General features: G+C 68.1%; 21 protein-coding genes. 11 read left to right on the top strand and 10 right to left on the bottom strand.

Going from position 1 to position 20,276, the window contains the following annotated elements:
• Window positions 1-33: 33 nt before the first annotated feature.
• Window positions 34-207, bottom strand: a complete 174-nt coding sequence (locus MKD38_RS01085; RefSeq protein ID WP_252674288.1) for a hypothetical protein — start codon at window positions 205-207, stop codon at window positions 34-36.
• Between the two features lie 275 nt (window positions 208-482).
• Here MKD38_RS01085 and grpE point away from each other — a divergent pair, with 275 nt between their 5' ends.
• Both grpE and MKD38_RS01075 read left to right on the top strand, forming a co-directional pair.
• Window positions 483-1,058, top strand: coding sequence for a nucleotide exchange factor GrpE (gene grpE, locus MKD38_RS01080; RefSeq protein WP_252674287.1), 576 nt, complete (start codon window positions 483-485; stop codon window positions 1,056-1,058).
• 108 nt (window positions 1,059-1,166) lie between these two features.
• Entirely contained in the window at window positions 1,167-1,598 is a 432-nt protein-coding gene (locus tag MKD38_RS01075) for a thioredoxin family protein (RefSeq protein ID WP_252674286.1), read from the top strand.
• Between the two features lie 20 nt (window positions 1,599-1,618).
• Here MKD38_RS01075 and MKD38_RS01070 read toward each other — a convergent pair whose 3' ends face one another.
• Window positions 1,619-2,914 carry a phospholipase A gene (locus tag MKD38_RS01070; RefSeq protein ID WP_252674285.1) on the bottom strand — a complete coding sequence of 432 codons (1,296 nt, stop codon included), beginning with the start codon at window positions 2,912-2,914 and terminating at the stop codon, window positions 1,619-1,621.
• 134 nt (window positions 2,915-3,048) lie between these two features.
• Window positions 3,049-3,480, bottom strand: a complete 432-nt coding sequence (locus MKD38_RS01065; protein ID WP_116330608.1) for a DUF1841 family protein — start codon at window positions 3,478-3,480, stop codon at window positions 3,049-3,051.
• Window positions 3,481-3,580: 100 nt separating this feature from the next.
• Between MKD38_RS01065 and MKD38_RS01060 the strand changes: the two genes are divergently transcribed.
• Window positions 3,581-4,519, top strand: a complete 939-nt coding sequence (locus tag MKD38_RS01060) for a DMT family transporter (RefSeq protein WP_252674284.1) — start codon at window positions 3,581-3,583, stop codon at window positions 4,517-4,519.
• A gap of 88 nt (window positions 4,520-4,607) precedes the next feature.
• Entirely contained in the window at window positions 4,608-5,195 is a 588-nt protein-coding gene (locus MKD38_RS01055) for a malonic semialdehyde reductase (protein WP_092313907.1), read from the top strand.
• Window positions 5,196-5,272: 77 nt separating this feature from the next.
• On the opposite strand, the gene MKD38_RS01050 is transcribed toward MKD38_RS01055, so the two are convergent.
• The 3 genes from MKD38_RS01050 to MKD38_RS01040 are packed head-to-tail and all read right to left on the bottom strand — an operon-like array spanning window position 5,273 to window position 8,548.
• Window positions 5,273-5,998: a Coq4 family protein gene (locus MKD38_RS01050; protein ID WP_252674283.1), complete on the bottom strand. Its 726-nt coding sequence runs from the start codon at window positions 5,996-5,998 to the stop codon at window positions 5,273-5,275.
• A 16-nt stretch (window positions 5,999-6,014) separates the two neighbouring features.
• Window positions 6,015-6,998, bottom strand: a complete 984-nt coding sequence (locus tag MKD38_RS01045) for an alpha/beta fold hydrolase (RefSeq protein ID WP_252674282.1) — start codon at window positions 6,996-6,998, stop codon at window positions 6,015-6,017.
• Complete coding sequence (locus tag MKD38_RS01040) at window positions 6,995-8,548, bottom strand: flavin-containing monooxygenase (RefSeq protein ID WP_252674281.1); 1,554 nt, start codon at window positions 8,546-8,548, stop codon at window positions 6,995-6,997. The genes MKD38_RS01045 and MKD38_RS01040 overlap by 4 nt, the downstream gene beginning before the upstream one ends.
• Window positions 8,549-8,633: 85 nt before the next feature.
• On the opposite strand from MKD38_RS01040, the gene MKD38_RS01035 reads away from it, so the two are divergent.
• Window positions 8,634-9,311, top strand: a complete 678-nt coding sequence (locus MKD38_RS01035) for a TetR/AcrR family transcriptional regulator (protein ID WP_252674280.1) — start codon at window positions 8,634-8,636, stop codon at window positions 9,309-9,311.
• Here the strand turns inward: MKD38_RS01035 and nth are convergent.
• A complete protein-coding gene (nth, locus tag MKD38_RS01030; protein ID WP_252674279.1) occupies window positions 9,280-9,924 on the bottom strand; it encodes an endonuclease III in 645 nt (214 codons plus the stop codon). The genes MKD38_RS01035 and nth overlap by 32 nt on opposite strands.
• A complete protein-coding gene (gene rsxB, locus MKD38_RS01025) occupies window positions 9,921-10,742 on the bottom strand; it encodes an electron transport complex subunit RsxB (RefSeq protein WP_252674278.1) in 822 nt (273 codons plus the stop codon). The genes nth and rsxB overlap by 4 nt, the downstream gene beginning before the upstream one ends.
• A 333-nt stretch (window positions 10,743-11,075) precedes the next feature.
• Between rsxB and MKD38_RS01020 the strand changes: the two genes are divergently transcribed.
• A complete protein-coding gene (locus MKD38_RS01020; RefSeq protein WP_252674277.1) occupies window positions 11,076-11,711 on the top strand; it encodes a TetR/AcrR family transcriptional regulator in 636 nt (211 codons plus the stop codon).
• A gap of 50 nt (window positions 11,712-11,761) precedes the next feature.
• On the opposite strand, the gene MKD38_RS01015 is transcribed toward MKD38_RS01020, so the two are convergent.
• On the bottom strand, window positions 11,762-13,030 hold the full coding sequence (locus MKD38_RS01015; RefSeq protein WP_252674276.1) for a polyhydroxyalkanoate depolymerase: 1,269 nt from the start codon (window positions 13,028-13,030) through the stop codon (window positions 11,762-11,764).
• 309 nt (window positions 13,031-13,339) lie between these two features.
• Window positions 13,340-14,536 (bottom strand): amino acid aminotransferase, encoded by a 1,197-nt coding sequence (locus tag MKD38_RS01010; RefSeq protein ID WP_092313889.1) that lies wholly within the window; start codon window positions 14,534-14,536, stop codon window positions 13,340-13,342.
• Between the two features lie 172 nt (window positions 14,537-14,708).
• Here MKD38_RS01010 and uvrB point away from each other — a divergent pair, with 172 nt between their 5' ends.
• From uvrB to MKD38_RS00985, 5 genes are all read left to right on the top strand, one after another.
• Window positions 14,709-16,793, top strand: coding sequence for an excinuclease ABC subunit UvrB (gene uvrB / locus MKD38_RS01005; protein WP_252674275.1), 2,085 nt, complete (start codon window positions 14,709-14,711; stop codon window positions 16,791-16,793).
• A 90-nt stretch (window positions 16,794-16,883) separates the two neighbouring features.
• A complete protein-coding gene (locus tag MKD38_RS01000; protein ID WP_111519641.1) occupies window positions 16,884-17,105 on the top strand; it encodes a hypothetical protein in 222 nt (73 codons plus the stop codon).
• A 40-nt stretch (window positions 17,106-17,145) separates the two neighbouring features.
• Window positions 17,146-17,388: a hypothetical protein gene (locus tag MKD38_RS00995; RefSeq protein WP_115706495.1), complete on the top strand. Its 243-nt coding sequence runs from the start codon at window positions 17,146-17,148 to the stop codon at window positions 17,386-17,388.
• Window positions 17,389-17,482: 94 nt separating this feature from the next.
• Window positions 17,483-17,971: a low molecular weight protein-tyrosine-phosphatase gene (locus MKD38_RS00990; protein ID WP_240074079.1), complete on the top strand. Its 489-nt coding sequence runs from the start codon at window positions 17,483-17,485 to the stop codon at window positions 17,969-17,971.
• Between the two features lie 88 nt (window positions 17,972-18,059).
• A complete protein-coding gene (locus MKD38_RS00985; protein WP_252674274.1) occupies window positions 18,060-20,156 on the top strand; it encodes a site-specific recombinase in 2,097 nt (698 codons plus the stop codon).
• Window positions 20,157-20,276 lie beyond the last annotated feature (120 nt).

Raw genomic sequence — 20,276 nt, 5'->3', positions numbered from 1 at the left:
GCCGCCGCGCGATGGATCGCCAGGTCGGGCAGCTTATTCCTGCGCGACGTCCTGGCTGACGAAGGGAACGATGTAGTGCTTGAACACCGCCTTGCCGCTGCCATACTCCGTCTCGCGCGGGGTAAATGCGCCGGACAGGCAGATAAAGGCGGTCATGACCGCCAGTGCGGCCACGAGGCACAGCGTCACGACTGGGAGCTTATGCATGGCCAACCTTTCGGAAGCGGCACAAAAATGAACCATCTCCTGGGCCCTCGCCATTTTTGTCATTTTTCTTACTAAGAATCTTAGTGAGGGCATTGGCGCAAAGCAATAAGGCGTCGATTGCAACGGGCGAGGCTTTGTAACCGTGTGTTTCGGCGTCGCGCCGGCGCCACTCTTGAAATGCGGCGAGCTGCCACCACCTGCATCGGACACACGCCGATTTACCACCCGCGGCCAGCCCCACGGCGGGCCGCGATACTGCATTGATACGGATCGACATGGAAGACCAGAAGCAGACGCCATCCAACCAGACTGCGACGCCTGCGGGCGATGAGGCGGCCAGCACCGCCACCGCCAGCCCGGAAACCGGCGCGCCCGAAACCGCGGCTACCGCCGTGGACGACGTGGCGGCCCAGCTGGCCGCCCTGGAAGCCAAGGCCAGCGAGCATTACGACCTGTACATGCGCGCCGTGGCCGAAAGCGAGAACATCCGCCGCCGGGCGCAGGAGGATGTCGCCAAGGCGCACAAGTTCGCCATCGAGAACTTTGCCGACAACCTGCTGCCGGTCATGGACAGCCTGCAGGCCGCGCTGGCCGATGGCTCCGGCGATATCGCCAAGCTGCGCGAAGGCGTGGAACTGACCGCGCGCCAGCTGGCCGCCGCCTTCGAGCGCGGCAAGATCGTCGAACTCAACCCGGTAGGCGAGAAGTTCGACCCGCACCGCCACCAGGCCATCTCGATGGTGCCGGCGGAGCAGGAGCCCAATACCGTGGTCACCGTGCTCCAGCGCGGCTACACCATTGCCGACCGCGTGCTGCGCCCGGCCCTGGTCACGGTGGCGGCGCCGAAGTAAGCCGCCGCCCCTGCCGTCCCGTCACGGCCCGACGCCCGGTGCCTGCCGGCCCGGGCGTTCGTCATTGGCAGCGCGCTCATCCGGGGCGCACCGCATCAGGAGCGAACCATGAGCACCGAACCGCAAGCCGGCGCGCCGGACCCGTCCGCGGCCCCGCATCTCGACCACCGCGCCTTTGATGCCTTTGCCATGCGCGAGGTCGACGACGCCACCATCGACGGCGCCATCGCCGCGGCCGGCGACGCGCTGGTGTGCGTGTTCTTCTGGGGCGTGGACTGCTTCAACTGCGAAATGGCCAAGAAGGCGATGCTGGCCAATCCCGGGCCGGTGCGCGCGCTGGAACTGCACTGGCTGCATGCCAACGTCTATGCGCACCCGACGCTGGGGCGGCGCTTCGGCCTGCATGGCATCCCGGTGTTCATGTTCTTCCAGAACGGCAAGAAGCTGGGCCGGGCCACCGGCTGGCATGGCCACGGGCAGTTTGCCGCGGCCGTGGCCAATGCGCGCCTGAAGGCCAGCGGCAAGCCGCTGGTGGGCTAGCGCCGCCCGGCATCAGCGCATCAGCGCGTCAGCGCGTAGCCGATGCGGAACTGCCACGGCAGCTTGTGGTTGTAGTCGAGCAGGCTCTCGCCATAGCCGACGAAATATCCCGCCATCAGGTACCCCGCGGTGCCGGGGATCAGCCGCGCCATCGGGTAGGTCAGCTGCGCGTCGACGCTGCCATACCACTTGCGCGTGCCCTTGCGCAGCGTCGCCGAGAATTCCCATGAGTCCGGCCGCCCATAGGCGATACCCAGGTCCATGAAGCCGCGGTAGTGGGCGATGTCCGGGTTGTCGGCCTTTTCCACATAGGCGTAGAGCTTGGGCGCGACGCGCCAGTGCCAGTCGTTCTGGTCGCCGAAATAGAAGGTCGGCTTGACGAACACCGTGTTGATGCTGCGCGACTCCACGCCGTTGCGGCCGTTGGATTCATGCTCCAGGCCGGTGGCCAGCGACATCCGGCTGATCACGCTGTTGCGCACGCCGGTATCCGACAGGTAGTAGAACAGGCTGGGCCGGTAGTTGGTGTCGCGGAACGGCGCCGAATCTTCGTTCAGGTCCCACAGCGAGAACTGGGTGTAGCTGAAGTAGAGGTTGTCGAACAGGCGCTTCGAGGCAGGATCCTCGCCCTCGAAAATGCGGTACTTGAAGCTGAACTGGAACTTGGCGTTGGCGCCGCCGTGCGCGCCGACCATGAAGTACATCGGGTCGTGGAACGACAGACGGGCGCTGTCGCGCAGGTCGGCCGGGGCGGGGGCCGTGGCCGCGGCCGTGGTGATCCCCGTCACCGGGACGGGCGCGCTGTCGGCGGATTCAGGGCTGTCCACCGTGGCCGGAGCCTGGCTGGCCACCGGCGGCGTCGACATGGCCACCTCGCCCGGCTGCGGCAGCCGGTTCAGCGTGACCAGCACCGGCGCGGCGTCGATGCCGGTGGCATCCAGCCGCACCAGGCCGCGCAGCACCGGCGGCAGCGTCACCGTGTAGCGGATGGCGCGATGCTCGCCGCGGCGCAGGTTGACCACGGCGGGGCCTGAGACTTCGCGCCACAGCACCAGCCGCACCGGCGCCTGCATCTCGCCGGAGGCGGTCACTTCGAGCGTGTCGGGAATACGGTAGCGGCGCGTGGCAGTGTCGGCCGACACCACCAGGGTCAGCGTCAGCGGCTGGTTGCCGTCGATCACGCGTGGCGGCTGCAGCAGCGCCACGCCGGCATGGCCGGCCAGCGGCCAGGCCAGCATCAGCGACAGGCAGAGCGGGGCGACGGCACGGCTGGCTGGCGCCAGGCGCTGCCGCGAGAAAAAAGCAGTAGGGGGCATGAAGATGCGCGACGTTGCCGGGTGATGGCAACGTAACTAGGGGAAAACTCGGAGCCCAAAGCCTATCACGCATGCCCGCAACGGCTTGTGAGGAATTGTACGCTGCACTTTTGGCGCGCACCGGAGGGGCCACGTCAGCGGTTGGCGCGGCGCTTGACGCAGTCGACGTAGTGGTCGCCGTCGGGCGGCTGGCCGCTGCGCTGGGCCTGCCACAGCATCTCGCCCAGGCATTCCATCACCTGGTGCTGGGCTTCGTGCGGGGAATCGAGCCGGCGCGCCAGCGCCTCGTAAGCCTGGCGGATGCCGCGCGGCTGGTCGACCGAGACCTGCTCCGAAATCGACAGGTGCATCGCCAGGTGCAGGAAGGGATTGGTCTGTCCTTGCTCGGGGGTGTAGTCCTGCGCCAGCGCGCCTTCGGTGTCGCGCAGCAACTCGTGGTACTCGGGGTGCTCGCCGATCCAGTCGACGGCAATGGCTTCCAGCGGGGTCAGCACGCCGCCTGCGATCTGCTTCTGCCAGGCATCGCAGAAGAACCGGCGGACTTCTTCTCGTGAGGGATTGAACATGGTGGCGCCATTGTAGACGACGGGGGCAACCCTTGCCGGCGGCCCGACCGTGGCGATGGCGCCAAGTAGAATGCGGGATCGCCGACTCCCTGCCTGCCCGATGAGCGCTTCCGCCCCCACCGCCCCGACCGCTGCCCGCGACAAGCTGGCCGGCGTGCTGCTGATCGCGGTCTCGGCCAGCGCCTTCGGCGCCATGGCCATCTTCGCGCGCTTTGCCTACGCCGCCGGCGCGGACGTGTACGGGCTGCTGCTGGTGCGCTTCATGCTGGCCGCGGCGGCGCTGGCGTGGGTGATGCGCACGCGCGGCATCGCGCTGCCGCCATGGCGGCGCGTGCTGGCGCTGGCGGCGATGGGGGGCATCGGCTATGTCGGCCAGTCGTTCTGCTTCTTCAGCGCGCTCAACCATGCGCAGGCCAGCCTGGTGGCGCTGCTGCTGTACCTGTACCCGCTGTTCGTGACCATCCTCGCCGCCATCTTCCTGAAAGAGCGGCTGACCACCGCCGCGGTGGTGGCGCTGGTGCTGTGCTCGGTGGGTGCCGGGCTGACCGTCGGCGGCGGCGCGGGCTCGCCGCTGGGAATCGCGCTGGGGCTGGCGGCGGCGGTGATCTATTCCGTCTACATCATCGTCGGCGCGCGCCTGACCGCCGGCGTCAATCCGATCGCCACCACCACCGTGATCTGCACCGCGGCGGCACTGGTCTACGGCGCTGTCTGCGTGCTGCGCGCGGGCGCGGGCACGCCGCCGCAGTTCCCGGCCGATGCCGGCGGCTGGCTGGCGCTGGCGGGGATCGCGCTGCTGTCGACCGTGCTGGCGATCCTGACCTTCTTTGCCGGGCTGCAGCGGCTGGGCGCGGCGCAGGCGTCGATGCTGTCGACGCTGGAGCCGGTGGTCACCGTGGTGCTGGCGGCCCTGCTGCTGGGCGAGCAGATCGGCGCGGCGCAGGCGCTGGGCGGCGGCCTGATCCTGGCGGGAGTGCTGTGGCTGACCCGCCGCGGCAGCGCGCCGGCGCCGGCGCGGGCCGACATGCAAGGGAATTGAACGGGTTGCTCAAAGGCGCTGTCGTGGGGCGCGCCGGCGCTTGGGTACAATCGCGCCTTCTTTCACCTCCCGTACAGAAAGGACGCGCATGTCCCAGATCGACCACGCCGCGCTGGCGCAACTGTTCACCGAAGCCCGCACGCACAACGTGTGGCAGGACCGCCATGTGGACGACGCCGTGCTGCACCAGATCTATGAAGCGATGAAGTTCGGCCCGACCGCTGCCAACAGCAGCCCCGCGCGCATCGTGTTCGTCAAGAGCGCCGCCGAGAAGGCGCGCCTGGTGGACTGCGTCTCGGCCGGCAACGTCGACAAGACCCGCTCGGCGCCGGTGACCGCGATCATCGCCTTCGACACCGCCTTCCACGACCAGCTGCCCAAGCTGTTCCCGCACGCCGACGCCCGCTCCTGGTACGCCGGCAACGACGCCAAGATCGCCCGCGACGCGCTGATGAACAGCTCGCTGCAGGGCGGCTACTTTATCCTCGCGGCGCGCGCGCTGGGCCTGGACTGCGGCCCGATGGGCGGCTTCGACGCCGACAAGGTCAACGCGGCATTCTTCCCGGACGGCAAGTGGCAGGTCAACTTCCTGTGCAACCTGGGCTATGGCGTCGCCGACAAGCTGTATCCGCGCGGCCCGCGCCTGTCGTTCGACGAAGCCTGCCGCATCGTCTGAGCGCGCGGCTTACCCGCGAACAAAAAAAGCGACCCGTGGTGGTCGCTTTTTTTCTTAGGCCTTGCCTGGCGCAGCGATCAGGCGGTCCATTCCTGCATGGGATTGCAGGCCAGGTAGCGCCGCGGCGCGCCGATGCCGAGCCGTGCGCGCGCCGCGTCGATCGGTTCGTCCAGCAGCTGCTCGTAATCCTCGCCCAGCAGCCAGCCGGCGCGACGGCCCAGCCGGTAGCCCTCCAGCACGGCGCGCGCAAAGGCCAGGCTGCCGGTCACGCGCAGGCTCTTCAGCGACGCCGCGATGGCGATGATGGCCCAGCCCCTGCCGCCGGTCTGCGCATAGCTGAACGCCACCAGCGCGGCTTCGCCCAGGCTTTCGTCGGCGCGGTAGCCGGTCAGCACGTGCCAGATGTCGTGGATGTCGCGCGTGCGCCGGCCGAACCACAGGTAGGCGTCCTCGAGCACCGGCTCCTGGTCGAGGTTCGACACCCTGGCCAGCCCGTCCGCGCTGTATCCGGTCCGTTCGAGGAAGGCGCGATAGGCGGCGCCGACCGTGCCCGGCGCGAAGCCGGCCACATAAGCGGGATCGGACAGGCGCTCGGCCAGTTCGATGCGCTGGTAGACCATGCGGCGCCCGTCGTGCGTAGCCAGCAGGCGGCTGAAGTTGCGCGGCATCGACGGGCCGTTGAGCGCGCGCATGATGCGGAATACCTGCTCGGTGTCGTTGCCGTTCGCCATCAGCTTGCGCACGGCGCGCAACGCGGCGAAGAGATCCTGCTTGTAGGGGTTGGAACCTGTCGTGGTGGCCATGGGCGGTCTCTCAGGATCAAGCGAATTGAGGCGGCCGCGGCGCGGATACCTGCATGCGCGCGGCGGCGGCGCGCACGAAGTCGACGCTGGTGGCGATGGCGGTCACCGGCAGCATATGCCCGCCGCTGACCAGGGTCAGCGTGGCGCCCGGCACCCTGGCCACCAGCGCTTCGCCATGCTCGGCGAAGTCGAGGATGCGGTCGTCGCGGCCGTACAGCACGCTGACCGGCACGCGCAGCGTGCCGTAGTCGCGCAGCAGCGCCGGCAGGCTGTGCGCGGCGCCGATCAGGTCCTCGGACGCCGCCAGGAAGTGGCGCGGGCGCAGGGCCAGCAGGCCGCCGCCGCGGGTCGGGAAGTCGTCCGGCACCGGGTCGGGGCCGAACACGATGTCCATGACCTCGGCGCGATGGCGGATCGACATCGGCACCACCAGGATCCAGGCCAGCAGCCGGCGTTGCCATGCGCGCGGCACGGTCATGGCCCGGAACACCGGCGAGATCTCCCTGGGCGGATGCGTCAGCGGCGCGATCAGCGCCAGGCCGCCGACACGTTCCGGATGCCGGATCGCCAGCGCCAGCGCAATCGCGCCGCCCAGCGAATGGCCCACCACCAACGGCTGGTCCAGGCCCAGCCGGTCGCACAGCGCGGCGAGCGCGTCGGCCTGCGCGGGCAGGTCGGCGGCGCTGCCGGGCGTGCGCGTGGAATGGCCGGCGCCGGGGCGGTCGACGGCGATGACGCGGAAGCTCTCCGCCAGCGGCGCGATCATGCCGTAGCCGAAGTTCTCGAGCTGGCCCGCCAGGCCGTGCACCAGCAGCAGCGCCGGGCCTTGCCCGCGCTCCACCACATGCAGCCGCGCGCCGGGCACGTCGACAAAGCGGCCGGGCGGCGGCATCGCGGCTTCGATGCGCCGGGCGGTGCGCCACGTGTACAGCCATAGCGCGGCGCCTGACAGCAGTAGCAGGACCAGCAGCACGGCCAGCGCAATGAGCGCGACGGTCATGGCTGTACCTCGCTGGCGGCGACGGCCGCGACGGTGCTGGCGCCGGTTGCCTCCTGCGCGTTGCGCGGCTCACGCAGCGCCGGTGGCGCGCCGAACTGCAGCACGCCATCGGCGATGCGGCCGTGCCGTATCGTCAGCAGGTCTTTCAGGTAGTTCTGGTGCACGCGCCACGGCTTGCGGTCGCCCTGGCGCGGCAGCACGCCGGCGGCGCGCTGCACATAGCCCGAGGTGAAATCCAGGAACGGCGTCGGCTGCACCGCGGCGGGCGCGCGCGGCACCGCGATGCGGTGGCCATGGCGGTCCATGTGGCGCAGCAGGCGGCAGACGTACTCGGCGGTCAGGTCGGCCTTGAGGGTCCACGAAGCGTTGGTGTAGCCGAACGCCAGCACCAGGTTGGGCACGTCGCTGAGCATCATGCCCTTGTAGGCCAGGCAGTCGGCGGGGCGGCGCGGCTGGCCGTCGACCGTGAGCGCAATGTCGCCCAGCATGTTCAGCTTGAGCCCGGTGGCCGTGACCACAATATCCGCGTCGAGCGACTTGCCGCTGGCCAGCTCGATGCCGTTTTCGGTGAAGCGCTGGATGGTGTCGGTGACCACCGAGGCGCGGCCCTCGCGCAGCGCGCGGAACAGGTCGCCGTCGGGCACCAGGCACAGGCGCTGGTCCCAGGGCTTGTAGCGTGGCGTGAAATGCGTCGCCACGTTGAAGCCCGCCGGCAGCTGCGCCGCCGCCATGCCGACCAGGCGCGCCTTGACGCGTTCCGGCCGGCGCCGTGCCAGCTGGAAGAAGGTCATGCCGAGCAGCACGTTCTTCCAGCGTGTGGCGCTGTAGGCCAGCCGCTCCGGCAGCACGCGCCGCAGGGTGCGCGCGATGGCGTCCTCGCCGGGGCGCGACACGATATAGCTGGGCGAGCGCTGCAGCATGGTCACGTGCGCCGCGCGGCCGGCCATCGCCGGCACCAGCGTGACCGCGGTGGCACCGCTGCCGATCACCACCACGCGCTTGCCGGCGTAGTCCAGCGACTCGTCCCAGAACTGCGGATGCACGATGCGGCCGCGAAAACGGTCCTCGCCGTCGAACGCGGGACGATGCGCCTCGGCATAGCTGTAATAGCCGGCGCAGACATAGAGCAGGCGCGCGCGCAGCCGCACCTGGCTGCCGTCGGTGCCGCGTTCGGCTTCGACGGTCCAGCACGCGTCGGCGCTGTGCCATGCCGCGCTGACCACGCGGTGGCCGAAGCGGATCTGGCGCGTGATGCCGGCTTCCGCGGCGGTCTCGCCGATATAGGCGCGGATCGACGGGCCGTCGGCGATGGCCTTGGCGCCGCGCCAGGGCTTGAAGCGATAGCCCAGCGTGTACATGTCCGAGTCGGAGCGGATGCCGGGGTAGCGGAACAGGTCCCAGGTGCCGCCGATGGCGTCGCGCGCCTCGAGGATGGCGTAGCGCTTGCCGGGGCAGCGCCGTTGCAACTGGCGCGCCGCACCGATGCCGGACAGGCCGGCGCCCACGATCAGCACATCGAGAACTGCGTCATCGGAACTGGCATCGCGCATGGGAGGCATCCGGTCAGTGACACTTCTGACAACATAGATTGTCAGAAGGGATCCGGCAAGTTTTCTGACAATAGGGAATGTCATAATGGCGCGCATGACCCCCGAGCTGACTCCCGCGCGCCGCTATCGCGGCGCCGAAGCCGAAGAGCGCCGTGCCCAGCGTCGCGCGCAACTGATTGCCGCGGCCGTGCAGGTCTACGGCGAGCGCGGTTACCAGAACGCCACCGTCAAGGCCGTGTGCGAGGCCGCAGGCCTGACCGAACGCTATTTCTACGAGTCCTTCGCCAACAGCGAGGCCTTGCTGCTGGCATCGTTTCAAACGGTGACGCACCGCCTGCTGCACACCCTGGTGCAGGCGGGCGAGGCCGCCGGCCACGACGGCGCGCAACGGGCGCTGGCGATGTTGCGCGCCTATTTCGGCGCGCTGCAGCGGGAACCGCGCTCGGCGCGGGTGTTCCTGGTGGAAATCCGCGGCGTCAGCAAGCTGGTTGACGGCGCGCTGGCCGATTCGCTGGATGAATTTGGCGGGCTGCTGGCGCAGGCGCTGCTGCCGCCGGGGCGCGAGCGTGACCCGCTGCTGACGGCGGGCGTGGCGGGCGGCGTGGTCCACCTTGCCGTGCGCTGGATCCGCCACGGCTACAGTCCCGATGTCGACGTGGTCGCGCGCACCGCGCTGCAGCTGGCGCTGGTGCTGGCGCATTTGCCCGACCCGGCGCCCGAGCCGGCCGCGGCTACAGCTGTGGCGCCGGGGTTTTCTCCCTGAACTCGCACAGCGTTTCGATCGCGCAGTGCCAGCATTCCGGCTTGCGCGCCTTGCACACGTAGCGGCCGTGCAGGATCAGCCAGTGATGGGCGTCGTGCAGGAATTCATGCGGCACGCACTTGAGCAGCTTCTGCTCGACGATGTCGACGTTCTTGCCCGGCGCCAGGCCGGTACGGTTGGAGACCCGGAAGATATGCGTGTCGACTGCGATGGTCGGTTGGCCGAACGCGGTGTTGAGCACCACGTTGGCGGTCTTGCGCCCCACGCCGGGCAGCGCTTCCAGCGCTTCACGCTGCGCCGGCACCTTGCCGCCATGGCGCTCGACCAGGATGCGGCAGGTCTCGATCACATGCCTGGCCTTGGTCTTGTAGAGGCCGATGGTCTTGATGTACTCGCTCAGGCCGGCTTCGCCAAGCTCCAGCATCTGCCGCGGGGTATGCGCGACCGGGAACAGCCGACGCGTGGCCTTGTTCACGCCCACGTCGGTGGCCTGCGCCGACAGCAGCACGGCGATCAGCAGCTCGAACGGCGAGCTGTACTCGAGTTCCGTGGCCGGGGCCGGATTGACTTCGCGCAGCGTCTCGAAGATGGCACGGCACTTGGCAGCGTTCATGATGCTTTTTTCGGGTCGTTGTCCGGGTCCTGCGCGGGATGGGGATCGTCCTGCCGCGGCGCCAGCCCGGCGCGCGCGCGCCGCGCTTCGGCGGCATCGATCTGCGCCTGCACCGCGGCCGACACGTTGTCGGTATTGCGCGGCCGCGCAGCCTGCTGCTTCTGCCGCGCGCGTTCGATCGCGGCCTGGATGATGGCGCGCTTGCGTTCCTGCGCGGCGCGCTCGGCGTCGTTCTCGGGCGCTTCGGCCTGCACCGCGGCGAGCTTGGCGGCGGCCTTGGCGGCCAGGCGCGCATCGTTTTCCTCGCGCTCGCGCACCAGCCGCGCGTTGCGCGCCAGGTAGCGCGCCTGCGCGGCATCGGCCTGCGCCTGCGACCACGCGTCCCAGCCGGTGCGCGTGCCGGTGACGGGGACCATGTCGATGCAGTCGACCGGACAGGGCGGCACGCACAGGTCGCAACCGGTGCACAACTCGGGGACCACGGTATGCATCTGCTTGGCGGCGCCGGCGATGGCGTCGACCGGGCAGGCCTGGATGCAGAGCGTGCAGCCGATGCACAGGCTCTCGTCGATGCGGGCGACCGCGCGCGGCTGCTCGCTGCCGCGCTCCGGATCGAGCGGCAGCGGTTCGGTGCCGAGCAGCGCGGCCAGGCGCGCGATGCCCTGCGCGCCGCCGGGCGGGCAGCGGTTGCAGGCGGCTGCGCCGCTGGCCATGGCCTCGGCATAAGGGCGGCAGCCGCTGAAGCCGCACTTGGTGCACTGGGTCTGCGGCAGCAGCGCCTCGAGACGGTCGGCGAGGGACTTGACGGCGGGATTCACGACAACGGACAGCAATTAGGGGACAAGAGCGGGGTCAAAATAGCGCGCCAGCAGCCGCACCGGCAGCCGCACCAGCGCGGCGCGGCCACGGGCAAAGCACGATATTTGCGCGATGCTGTGAGCGGTTGGCGACATAACGGCGGCCCTTCCGGGGCGGACAATGTGCTGGCGGCCCCTGCGGCACCGGGGTCTCTGCGGACCCTGCGGTTTTTCGCGCCGCAAGGATTATCCCCGATTTCGCCGGCGGACAGAAACGGCGATGATGCGCGTCGCGCGGCCGGATTGCCGCATTCCGGCCTGTGCCATAATCCGCGCAACGATCGACCACACCTCATGTCAACAGAGCCCAAGACAAAACGCGACCCGGAAGGGACGCGCCGACGCATCCTCGCTGCGGCCACCGAGGAATTCGCCAAGGGTGGTCTGGCCGGCGCCCGCGTCGACCAGATTGCCCGGCGCGCGGAAACCAACGAGCGCATGCTGTATTACTACTACGGCAGCAAGGAGGGCCTGTTCCTGGCGGTGCTGGAGAAGCAATACGCCAACTTCCGCGCCGCCGAAGAGCAACTGCACCTGGTCGACGAAGACCCGGTCGAGGGCGTGCGCACGCTGGCCCGCTTCGTCTGGGACTGGTACTACGAGCACCCCGAGTTCATCCGCCTGGTCAACAGCGAGAACCTGCACGAGGCGCGGCACCTGAAGAAATCGTCGCAACTGCAGCAGCTGATCAACCCGGTCGTCGACGTGCTCGCCGACGTGATCCGGCGCGGCCAGCAGCAGGGACTGTTCCGCGACCAGATCGACGTGCCGCAGTTCTACCTGACGATTTCCGCGCTGGGCTACTACGTGCTGTCGAACCGCTACACCATCAGCGCCGTGATCGGCCGCGACGTGGCGTCGCAGCAGGAGCACGAGCGCTTTGCCGAGCTGCACACCGACATGCTGCTGAGCTACCTGAAGAAGCCCTGAGCCGCCGGCGGCGCTGCCATACACAAACGCCCGCTTGCGCGGGCGTTTTTTTACTTGCTGGCCACGGTCACCGGGGCCTGGTGGTATTTGCGGATAAAGTCGCGCAGCTGCGGGTAGATGTCCTCGCGCCAGCGCCGGCCCGAAAAGATCCCGTAGTGGCCGCAACGCTCCGCGTTCAAATGCTGCTTGCGGTTTTTCGGGATGCCGGCGCACAGGTCGTGCGCGGCGGCGGTCTGGCCTGCGCCGGAGATATCGTCGAGCTCGCCCTCGACGGTCATCAGCGCCGTGCTCTTGATGTCCTGCGGGCGCACCGGCTTGCCGTCGATGGCCCAGGTGCCGTTGGCCAGGCGGAATTCCTGGAACACCTCGCGAATGGTGTCGAGGTAGTACTCGGCGGCCATGTCGAGCACCGCGTTGTATTCGTCGTAGAAGCGCACGTGCGCCTCGGCGTCGTCGGCATCGCCCTCGACCAGGCTCAGGTAGTAGTCATAGTGCGACGACAGGTGCCGGTCCGGGTTCATCGCGACGAAGCCGGCATGCTGCAGGAAGCCCGGGTAGACACGGCGGCCGTGGCCCGCGTAGTTGGCCGGCACGGTGTAGATGACGTTGTTCTCGAACCACTCGTAGGACTTGTTGGTCGCCAGCGAGTTGACCGCGGTCGGGCTTTTGCGCGCGTCGATCGGGCCGCCCATCATGGTCATGGTGCGCGGCGTCTTCTCGCCGGCCGACGCCATCAGCGAAATGGCCGCCAGCACCGGTACCGTGGGCTGGCATACCGAGATCACGTGCAGGTTCTCGGCGCCGATATGGCGGATGAATTCCTGGATGTAATAGATGTAGTCCGACAGGTGGAAGGCACCATCCTCGACCGGCACCATGCGCGCGTCGATCCAGTCGGTCACGTAGACCTTGTGGTCCTGCAGCAGCGTGCGCACGGTGTCGCGCAGCAGCGTGGCATGGTGGCCCGACAGCGGCGCGGCCACCAGCACCACCGGCTCGTCCTTGAGCAGCTTGATGGTCTCGGGGTCGTCGGCATAGCGCTTGAAGCGCAGCAGCTTGCAGAAAGGCTTCTCCAGCACGGTCTGCTCGACGATAGGGATGTCGCGTCCGTTGGAGCGCACCGACTTGATATCGAACGCCGGTTTTTCGTATTCCTTGCCGAGCCGGTACAGCAGTTCGTAGCCGGCGGCCAGGCGGGGCGCGCCAGGTACCAGCGACATCGGGCTGAGGGGGTTGGTGAAGGTCTTGGCGGTCGCCTGGGCCCACGCGGTCAGCGGGTGCAGGATCGAGCGCTGGAACTCATGCAATTGATAGAGCATGCCGTTTCTGCCTGGTCTTACTGAGAATGCGTACCACCAAGTAACAATGTACTGACAATACACCTTGGATCGTGTGGCGCCGATTATGCCTGAACCGAACGACCGTGCTAACGATCTTGCTTTGCAGCATATACCTTAAAGTACTTCCCCATGCGCGGAACACAATAGGCATAGGCCTGATTTTTCCGTGACAACGTCCTACAAACATCGCAAACAAATGCAAAAAGCGGCCGAAGCCGCTTTTTTGCTATTGCATTGTGATGCGCACGCCAGTTACCGGCCGTTGCGGCGCGGCAACTGATGCCGGTGTTACATCACCGCCGCGATTGCGTCGACCACCGCATCGATGTTGCGGCTGTTCAGCGCCGCCACGCAGATGCGGCCGGTGCCGACGGCGTAGATGCCGTGCTCGTTGCGCAGGCGGTCGACCTGGGCCGAAGTCAGGCCCGAGTACGAGAACATGCCGCGCTGGGCCTTGACGAAGGAGAAGTCGCCCGGCACGCCCTTGGCAGCCAGCTTGTCGACCAGCGCGTGGCGCATCAGCTTGATGCGGTCACGCATTTCGGCCAGTTCTTCTTCCCACATGGCGCGCAGTTCCGGGCTGTTCAGCACGGTCGCGACCACGGTGCCGCCGTGGGTCGGCGGGTTGGAGTAGTTGGTGCGGATCACGCGCTTGACCTGCGACATCACGCGCTGCGCCTCTTCCTTGCTGGTGGTGACGATCGACAGCGCGCCGACGCGCTCTCCGTACAGCGAGAAGCTCTTCGAGAACGAGCTCGACACGAAGAACGGCAGGCCCGAGTCAGCGAACAGGCGCACCGCGGCGCCATCGGCGTCGATGCCGTCGGCAAAGCCCTGGTAGGCCATGTCCAGGAACGGGATCAGGTTGCGTTCCTTGACCAGTTCCACCACCTGCTGCCACTGCTCGGGCGACAGGTCGACGCCGGTCGGGTTGTGGCAGCACGCGTGCAGCACGACGATGGTGTTGGCCGGGAACGACTTCAGCGATTCCACCATGCCGGCGAAGTTCAGGCCGTGGCTGGGGGCGTCGTAGTAGGCGTAGTTGACCACCGGGAAGCCGGCGGATTCGAACAGCGCGCGGTGGTTTTCCCAGCTCGGGTCGCTGATGGCGACCTTGGCGTCCGGGTACAGGCGCTTCAGGAAGTCGGCGCCGATCTTCAGCGCGCCGGTGCCGCCGAGTGCCTGGGCCGTCACCACGCGGCCTTCCGTGATCAGCGGCGATTCCTTGCCGAACAGCAGCGTCTGCACCGCCTGGTCATAGGCCGCGATGCCTTCGATGGGCAGGTAGCCGCGCGGGGTGGCGGTGGTCAGACGGGCTTTTTCTGCCTCCTGGACGGCACGCAGCAGCGGGATTTTCCCTTCGTCGGTGAAGTACACGCCAACGCCCAGGTTGACCTTGGTCGCGCGGGTGTCGGCATTGAAGGCTTCGTTGAGGCCCAGGATCGGGTCGCGCGGGGCCATCTCGACGGCAGAAAACAAACTCATTTGGAATCTCGTGGTCGGCTATGTGAAAAACGGAAGGCGTAGAATGCTCCGTACTGCGCTGGAGGCTGGCAGGCCCGGCCGCGCTCTTCTTGGCTTGAAGCGGGGGCTGACAACCCCAAGATTCTAGCGTAATCCGCCCGTTTTCCTCAGGTATTTCCCTAGTCACGCCCCTATGACGAACCTTGCCGAAGCCGCGCCGGCCCTGGACGAAGACAAATTCGTCACATTTCCCGGCTCCCCGTTCCAGTTGTACCAGCCGTTCCCGCCCGCCGGCGACCAGCCCGAGGCAATCCGGCAGCTGGTGGAGGGGGTGGAAGACGGCCTGTCGTTCCAGACCCTGCTGGGCGTCACCGGTTCGGGCAAGACCTTCACCATGGCCAACGTGATCGCCCGCATGGGGCGGCCGGCCATCGTGTTCGCGCCCAACAAGACGCTGGCGGCGCAGCTCTACGCGGAATTCCGCGAGTTCTTCCCGCGCAATGCCGTCGAGTACTTCGTCAGCTACTACGACTACTACCAGCCCGAGGCCTACGTCCCGCAGCGCGACCTGTTTATCGAGAAGGACTCGTCGATCAACGAGCATATCGAGCAGATGCGGCTGTCGGCGACCAAGAGCCTGCTGGAGCGCCGCGACACCGTCATCGTCGCGACCGTGTCGGCAATCTACGGTATCGGCAACCCGACCGAATACCACCAGATGATCCTGACGCTGCGGGCCGGCGACAAGATCAGCCAGCGCGACGTGATCGCGCGCCTGATCGCAATGCAGTACACCCGCAACGAGACCGACTTCCAGCGCGGCACCTTCCGCGTGCGCGGCGACACCATCGACATCTTCCCGGCCGAGCACGCCGAGATGGCGGTGCGGCTGGAGATGTTCGACGATGAAGTCGAGTCGCTGCATTTCTTCGATCCGCTGACAGGGCGGGTGCGGCAGAAGATCCCGCGCTTCACGGTCTACCCGTCGAGCCACTACGTGACCCCGCGCGAGACCGTGCTGCGCGCGATCGAGGCGATCAAGGCCGAGCTGCGCGAGCGGCTTGAGTTCTTCCACAAGGAAAACCGGCTGGTGGAGGCGCAGCGGCTCGAGCAGCGCACCCGCTTCGACCTCGAGATGCTGTCCGAGCTGGGCTTCTGCAAGGGCATCGAGAACTATTCGCGGCACCTGTCCGGCGCACGCCCCGGCGACCCGCCGCCGACGCTGGTCGACTACCTGCCGCCCGACGCGCTGATGTTCCTGGACGAGTCGCACGTGCTGATCGGCCAGCTCAACGGCATGTACAACGGCGATCGCGCGCGCAAGACCACGCTGGTGGAGTATGGCTTCCGGCTGCCGTCGGCGCTGGACAACCGGCCGCTCAAGTTCGACGAGTTCGAGCGCAAGATGCGCCAGGTGATGTTCGTCTCCGCGACGCCGGCGCAGTTCGAACAGGAGCACGCCGGCCAGGTGGTGGAGCAGGTGGTGCGGCCGACCGGCCTGGTCGACCCGATCATCATGGTGCGTCCGGCGACCACGCAGGTGGATGACCTGTTGTCCGAGATCCACGCCCGCGTCGGCGCCGGCGAGCGCGTGCTGGTGACCACGCTGACCAAGCGCATGGCCGAGCAGCTGACCGAGTTCCTGACCGAGAACGGCGTCAAGGTGCGCTACCTGCACTCGGATATCGATACCGTCGAGCGCGTCGAGATCATCCGCGACCTGCGCCTGGGCACCTTCGACGTGCTGGTGGGGATCAACCTGCTGCGCGAGGGGCTGGACATCCCCGAGGTATCGCTGGTGGCGATCCTCGACGCGGACAAGGAAGGCTTCCTGCGTGCCGAGCGCTCGCTGATCCAGACCATCGGCCGCGCCGCCCGCAACGTCAACGGCACCGCCATCCTGTACGCGGACCGCATGACCGACTCGATGAAAAAGGCCATCGACGAGACCGAGCGCCGCCGCGCCAAGCAGATCGCCTTCAACGAAGCCAACGGCATCACGCCGCGCGGCGTGGTCAAGCGCATCAAGGACATTATCGACGGCGTCTACAACGTCAGCGACGCCCGGGCCGAGTTGCAGGCGGCGCAGGAGCAAGCCCGCTACGAGGAGATGAGCGAAAAGCAGGTCTCGAAGGAGATCAAGCGGCTGGAGAAGCTCATGCTCGACCATGCGCGCAACCTGGAGTTCGAACAGGCCGCGCAGGTGCGCGACCAGCTGGCCAAGCTCAAGGCGCAGGTGTTCGGCGCCAGCGGCGAGAGCGCGCTGCCGCCTGCCTGATACGCCGCAACGCCGGGCGCGCTTCGCCTATAGTGAAATCCTCGGCAGCGCCAGCGGAGCCGGGCAACGGACCGCGGCGAAGGAGGCACGATGGAACGCCAGTTTGAATACGGCGGCTACGCGGTGGTCGTCACCGCGGTCCCGAATGCCGCCGGCGGCTTTGCTGCACAGATGCGCATCGCCGACGCGTTCGGCGAACCGACCGGCCCGAGCTTCGAGGCAATTGCCGGCGACGCGCCCACGCCTGAGGCCGCGATCGCGCTGGCGGAGGCCGGCGCGATGCGCGCGATCGACGCGGGCGAGGTCAGCTAGCGCGCCGGCGGGTACCCCCATTTCCCGTGGAGAAACCACAATGACCGACATCGGCGAATGGAAAAAGAAGGTCTATGAAACCCACGAAGTGCAAGTGCAGGTCAGGCAGCGCTCACAAAGCGAATGGTCGTACACCGTGCGCGTGTGCCGCCCCGGCACCAACATCCGGGCCGCCGGCACGCTGACCGACAGCTCGCGCATCACCGATCACTACAAGTCGGCCGAGGCCGCGCAGGTGGCGGGGTTTGCGCACGGCGAGCGGCTGGCCAGGCAGCTCGCCTAGCGCCGCCACCGCCCAGCGCTGCGACACGCGGGGCCGGCGGAAAGGGCGGCAGGTAGAATCGCGCCTCCATGCCACCCAGCCAAGCCTTGATCCGATGAAGCCATACGCCATCCTGATGTGTTGCATGGGGAATATCTGCCGTTCCCCGACGGCGGAGGGCGTGCTGCGCGCCAAGCTCGATGCCGCCGGACTGGCGGCGCTGGTGGAGCTGGATTCGGCCGGCACCCATGAATACCACCTCGGCCGCGCCCCCGATCCGCGCACCCAGCGCCATGCGCTGCAGCGCGGCTACGACCTGTCGGCGCTGCGCGCGCGCAAGGTCGGCGTGCCCGACTTCGACCGCTTCGACCTGATCCTGGCGATGGACCGCGAGAACCTGGCCGGCCTGCTGCGGCTGCGCCCGGATGCCGGCGACAAGGTGCGGCTGTTGATGAGCTTCGCCACCCGCCACCACGCCGACGAAGTGCCGGACCCGTATTACGGCGAAGGCGATGGCTTCGAGCGCGTGCTCGACTACATCGAGGATGCCTGCGACGGCCTGGTGGCCGAACTGCGCCAGCGCCTGCAGCATCCGGCCGGCTGAGCCGGTCCGCTGCCCGGTCTTTCCCGGCCTCCCCCCACCGCGCGGCGTCCTGCGCCCGCGGCCGGCGGCCCGATCCCGACGAGAATCCATGCTTCGCAAACTGTTTCGCAAATGGCGCGAGTCGCGCAATGCCAGCCTGCAGCTCGACGCCATCCTGAGTGCGGCCGATCCGGAGGCGCCGCTGGCCGAGCGCAACGGCTGGCTGATCGAACTGGCCTTCTGGATCCGCCGCGACGGCGGCCTCGGTGCCGATGCCGACAGCCAGGAAGACGGCGCGCCGCGTCGCCATCCGGAGCACGTGCGCCTGCGCTACCTGCTGCAGGTGCTGGAGCGGCATCCGGACTGGGCCGCGCGCTTTGCGCAGACGGTGCGCAGCCTGCTGCGCGAGAACGACCCCACCGGCCTGTTCTGCGATACCGGCGTGGCCCAGCATCCCGGCTTCTTCAGCGAGATGGTGAGCCGGCTGCAGAGCCGTTTTTTGCCGCCGCCGCCGAACCGCAGCGACATGGCCGCGCTGTTTGCGCTGGTGTTCGTCGGCGACGACGATGCCGAGTGGGTCGATGCCATCGACGCTGCGCTGATGGCGAGGGTGGCCCGCGTGCTGGAAACCGGCCACGCCGAGGGGGAGGCGGCTGGGCTGGCGCGCTATCGCGAGGCGCTCGGCCAGACCCTGGCCACCAGCATCGCGGTGCTGGTCAGCCAGGTGCGCGCCACCGGGCTGAGCCAGGCGATCCGCTCGCGGCTGGCGGGGCGTGTCGAGGAGACCCCGTTCTTTCGCCTGGACGAGGCCATCCAGGCCTTGCGCGAGGACGGCCTGCGCCGTGACGACAACAGCTTCGGCCATCGCCTGAACTACTTCCGCGCGCTGCTCGACGGCTGCCACGCCGCCGCCCGCCAGGTGTACGAAGATCTGGAGGAAAACGGCGTGTCGGTCGAGGTGGTGTTCCAGATCGAGCGCATGAAGGTGCAGCTCAGCCGCATCGAGCTGCTGCTTGCGGCGTGGGTCGAGCCGGGCCGTCCCGGCATGCCGGCGCACCTGGTGGCCGAGCTGATCCGCTCGACCCAGGCGCGGCGCAGCATTGCGCATCTGGCCGGCACCTCGTTCGCACAGCTGGCGCGCAAGGTGGTGGAGCGCTCGGCCGAGACCGGCGAGCACTACATCACCCGCGACCGCCGCGAATATGCCGAGCTGGTGCGCGCCGCGGCGGGCGGCGGCCTGGTCTCGGTGGCCACGGTGTACCTGAAGTTCCTGATCTACGGGCTGCACCTGGACAAGTTCAGCGAGGGCGTGCTGGCCTCGCTCAACTATGCCGGCAGCTTCCTCGCCATCCATTTCGCGCACTTCACGCTGGCGACCAAGCAGCCGGCCATGACCGGGCCGGCGCTGGCGCACCGGCTCGATAACGCGGGGCGGCCGGAGGGGCGCGAGATCTTTGTCGACGACACCGTCGCCATGATCCGATCCAACGCGGCGGCCATTGCCGGCAACCTGGCGGTGGTGTTCCCGGTGGCGCTGGGCGTGCAGTGGCTGGCGCACCGGCTGCTGGGCACCAACCTGATCACGCCGGCCAAGGCGATCGCCACCATCGAGTCCTTCTCGATCCTGGGACCGACGCCGCTGTACGCCGCCTTCACCGGCGTGCTGCTGTGGCTGTCGAGCCTGTTCGCGGGCTGGGCCGACAACTGGTTCGCGCTGCACCGCGTGCACGACGTGATGGCCTACCACCGGCGCCTGCAGTACGTGCTGGGCCCGCACGGCGCCACCCGGGTGGCGGACTTCTGGAAACGCAACCTGTCGGGCATCGTCGCCAACGTGTCGCTGGGACTGCTGCTGGGGCTGGGGCCGGAGATCCTGAGCTTTTTCGGCCCGCATATGGAAGTGCGGCATGTGACGCTGTCGACCGGGTCGGTGGGTGCGGCGATTGGCGTGCTGGGCTGGGACGCACTGCGCATGCCGGCGTTGTGGCTGGCAGTGGCGGGCATTGCGCTGATGGGCATGCTGAACGTCGCGGTCAGCTTTGCGCTGGCATTCAATATGGCGCTGCGGTCACGCAACTTGCGGCGCATCGATCGCGCCGAGCTGAGCGCGGCCGTGCGGCGGCGCATCCTGAAACAGCCGCTGTCGCTGCTGGTGCCGCCGCGCGTGGCACCTGCGCCGGCGGCTGCAGGGGGGCGCCAGGCCTGAGGGCGGGGTGGTGCGGTGCAGGTGGTGCGGTGCGGCAGGGGTAGTTGACTGAATTAGTCGGGTACCTTTATACTTGACGGAAACGATCAAGTATTAGCTTCACCCCCACGCTTCACCCCA

The sequence above is a fragment of the Cupriavidus sp. WGlv3 genome (genome assembly GCF_023952475.1).
In the GTDB taxonomy this organism is placed as follows: domain Bacteria; phylum Pseudomonadota; class Gammaproteobacteria; order Burkholderiales; family Burkholderiaceae; genus Cupriavidus; species Cupriavidus phytorum.
Note: the sequence above shows the minus strand (reverse complement) of the source record. Positions and strands in the feature narration are given on the sequence as shown.

What these genes read in the sequence shown, in the direction of transcription:
- MKD38_RS01085 (WP_252674288.1), bottom strand. Translation starts at nt 207, where the DNA reads ATGCATAAGCTCCCAGTCGTGACGCTGTGCCTCGTGGCCGCACTGGCG.
- grpE (WP_252674287.1), top strand. Translation starts at nt 483, where the DNA reads ATGGAAGACCAGAAGCAGACGCCATCCAACCAGACTGCGACGCCTGCG.
- MKD38_RS01075 (WP_252674286.1), top strand. Translation starts at nt 1,167, where the DNA reads ATGAGCACCGAACCGCAAGCCGGCGCGCCGGACCCGTCCGCGGCCCCG.
- MKD38_RS01070 (WP_252674285.1), bottom strand. Translation starts at nt 2,914, where the DNA reads ATGCCCCCTACTGCTTTTTTCTCGCGGCAGCGCCTGGCGCCAGCCAGC.
- MKD38_RS01065 (WP_116330608.1), bottom strand. Translation starts at nt 3,480, where the DNA reads ATGTTCAATCCCTCACGAGAAGAAGTCCGCCGGTTCTTCTGCGATGCC.
- MKD38_RS01060 (WP_252674284.1), top strand. Translation starts at nt 3,581, where the DNA reads ATGAGCGCTTCCGCCCCCACCGCCCCGACCGCTGCCCGCGACAAGCTG.
- MKD38_RS01055 (WP_092313907.1), top strand. Translation starts at nt 4,608, where the DNA reads ATGTCCCAGATCGACCACGCCGCGCTGGCGCAACTGTTCACCGAAGCC.
- MKD38_RS01050 (WP_252674283.1), bottom strand. Translation starts at nt 5,998, where the DNA reads ATGGCCACCACGACAGGTTCCAACCCCTACAAGCAGGATCTCTTCGCC.
- MKD38_RS01045 (WP_252674282.1), bottom strand. Translation starts at nt 6,998, where the DNA reads ATGACCGTCGCGCTCATTGCGCTGGCCGTGCTGCTGGTCCTGCTACTG.
- MKD38_RS01040 (WP_252674281.1), bottom strand. Translation starts at nt 8,548, where the DNA reads ATGCGCGATGCCAGTTCCGATGACGCAGTTCTCGATGTGCTGATCGTG.
- MKD38_RS01035 (WP_252674280.1), top strand. Translation starts at nt 8,634, where the DNA reads ATGGCGCGCATGACCCCCGAGCTGACTCCCGCGCGCCGCTATCGCGGC.
- nth (WP_252674279.1), bottom strand. Translation starts at nt 9,924, where the DNA reads ATGAACGCTGCCAAGTGCCGTGCCATCTTCGAGACGCTGCGCGAAGTC.
- MKD38_RS01020 (WP_252674277.1), top strand. Translation starts at nt 11,076, where the DNA reads ATGTCAACAGAGCCCAAGACAAAACGCGACCCGGAAGGGACGCGCCGA.
- MKD38_RS01015 (WP_252674276.1), bottom strand. Translation starts at nt 13,030, where the DNA reads ATGCTCTATCAATTGCATGAGTTCCAGCGCTCGATCCTGCACCCGCTG.
- MKD38_RS01010 (WP_092313889.1), bottom strand. Translation starts at nt 14,536, where the DNA reads ATGAGTTTGTTTTCTGCCGTCGAGATGGCCCCGCGCGACCCGATCCTG.
- uvrB (WP_252674275.1), top strand. Translation starts at nt 14,709, where the DNA reads ATGACGAACCTTGCCGAAGCCGCGCCGGCCCTGGACGAAGACAAATTC.
- MKD38_RS01000 (WP_111519641.1), top strand. Translation starts at nt 16,884, where the DNA reads ATGGAACGCCAGTTTGAATACGGCGGCTACGCGGTGGTCGTCACCGCG.
- MKD38_RS00995 (WP_115706495.1), top strand. Translation starts at nt 17,146, where the DNA reads ATGACCGACATCGGCGAATGGAAAAAGAAGGTCTATGAAACCCACGAA.
- MKD38_RS00990 (WP_240074079.1), top strand. Translation starts at nt 17,483, where the DNA reads ATGAAGCCATACGCCATCCTGATGTGTTGCATGGGGAATATCTGCCGT.
- MKD38_RS00985 (WP_252674274.1), top strand. Translation starts at nt 18,060, where the DNA reads ATGCTTCGCAAACTGTTTCGCAAATGGCGCGAGTCGCGCAATGCCAGC.